Here is a 1,807-nt window from a genome sequence, read left to right as displayed (position 1 = left end):
ATTGACCCCCAGAGCGGGACGCGAACCTCGGGGATCCGCAGGACCCAGATACGAAAACTGGAGAAGTGGTAGGCGAGCTTGAGAGTGAGATAACTCAGGGCCTCGCGGATGAGGACTGTCGGAACAATCGCGATCCACCCGCCGAATCAACGGTTCGGGCCCGGCCCTTGGTCGATGTTCCCCCTACTTGTCGTCGTTGGTCTCCATCAACGTCCAACGCGGGCGCCGGGCCCTCGGAAATGAAGTAACGATTGAGAACTCAGTCCGCCCTGACCAGGCGCGAACTGTGGGAATCAGCAGCTCGCGGGGGCGTGGGATGAAATTGGGACTGAGAACCTACACCGCCTCAGGGTTTGTTGTTGCTACCACGCACCGGAGTTTGGTCCGCTCGTTGACGGCCTCCGGCACTGACGATCGTTTGTCCAACGGGCCCGTGATCGTCAGCGTTCATCGCCTGCCAAGTCGTGATCCACGAGTCAGAAGTAGTGGCGTCGGCCTCCGACGGCCCGGCCCGTCGACCCCAACAGCAGTAGGACGAGCCCGATCACGAGCACCACAATTCCGATGGTCCACAGGATGGGGATGCCAAATATGAACCCGACGAGAAGGAGGATGATTCCGAGAACGATCATGGCCAGTTACCTAGTTTCGCTGCTGAACCGGATGGACCCGAGGGCCACCCGATGCTGATATCGATCGTGTCCGCACTACTCGAACTGTCACTGCGCCCACCCAGCCAGGGCGTCGACTGTTCCGTATCAGTTTTCTGCCGGAGGCTTGTCCCCGGACTTCATGTCCGGATCGAGCTTGTCCGCGCGTTCCCACTCCTTGTCCAGTTCGGTTCGCGAATCGGCCGCCTCGCTGGCTTGCTCGTGCGCCTGCTGGGCGAGTTGCTGGGCTTGTGCCGCCTTGGCTTCGCCCTCGGCCTGTGCCGCGCGGCTGCGAGCAGCGACTTCCTGCGCTCGCGCTTCCCGCTGACCGACCTCGAATTCCTCCTGTGCCGCCCGGTCCCGGATGTCGTGGGCTTCGACCCGCTGGTGCTCGCGCCGTTGGCGCATCAGCATCCAGGCCACAAGCCCAATGACCACAACCGCGACGACGATGATCACGATCACAATGGTGGTGCTCATCTTTGGACTCCTCGCACCCTCCCCGGCTGAATTTTACCGCCGACCGCCCCGAGCTGGGAAAATGTGTTCGGATGCCCAGCCGGATCAGCTCTCTTCTCACTACTGCAAGGCGGCAGAGCTGCCAGGAATAGCGTCCCGCGCGGCACAGTGATAGTCACCGGCCTCGGGTATGGCTCGGAAGCAGGCCGGAGCAGAGTTGTTTCCTAGGCGGCCACCCCGGCGGCCTGCAGGGTCGATGCGCAGCTCGGTGCCGCTCGAACTGCGGACCAGACTGATGCGCAGGGGCTTTCGGACCCCGAACACGCACTCCCGGTAAGGACGCGGTCGCCGAATTACGTTCCCTCACTACGAATCTCTGACTACAAGTACACACTCAAACCCGATACCGGCAGAGTGGATCGGCCTTTCGTGCCGGAGGGTGCAGGATCGGCCACCGGTACTGTGGGCGTCCGAGGAGGAGGTCAGGATGGTGAACAAAGCGATATCCCAAGCCCGGCAGGAACGTCGGCGCGTGATTGTGGCCGCGGCGGCAGGGTTGTTCGCCGCCTGCGGCTACCGGGCGGCGAGTATGGACGAGATCGCTTGCCGGGCGGGGATCAGCAAACCGGTGCTGTATAAGTCGTTTTCCAGCAAGCTCGAGCTCTATCTAGCGGTTCTGCACCGCATCGTGCAGAACC

Annotated in this window: 3 protein-coding genes; 1 reads left to right on the top strand and 2 read right to left on the bottom strand. The window is 62.4% G+C overall.

The genetic code is table 11. The features are described from left to right. Positions 1–476: 476 nt before the first annotated feature. Positions 477–632 carry a DUF6131 family protein gene (locus tag ACIRS4_RS36425; RefSeq protein WP_404204278.1) on the bottom strand — a complete coding sequence of 52 codons (156 nt, stop codon included), beginning with the start codon at positions 630–632 and terminating at the stop codon, positions 477–479. 126 nt (positions 633–758) lie between these two features. Next, entirely contained in the window at positions 759–1,130 is a 372-nt protein-coding gene (locus ACIRS4_RS36420) for a hypothetical protein (protein WP_404204276.1), read from the bottom strand. Positions 1,131–1,596: 466 nt separating this feature from the next. Here ACIRS4_RS36420 and ACIRS4_RS36415 point away from each other — a divergent pair. After that, the coding region (locus ACIRS4_RS36415; protein WP_404204274.1) for a TetR/AcrR family transcriptional regulator at positions 1,597–1,807 on the top strand (211 nt) is incomplete at its 3' end.

The sequence above is a fragment of the Streptomyces sp. NPDC101166 genome (assembly GCF_044768125.1).
In the GTDB taxonomy this organism is placed as follows: domain Bacteria; phylum Actinomycetota; class Actinomycetes; order Streptomycetales; family Streptomycetaceae; genus Streptomyces.
This window is presented reverse-complemented; position numbering and strand designations above follow the sequence as displayed.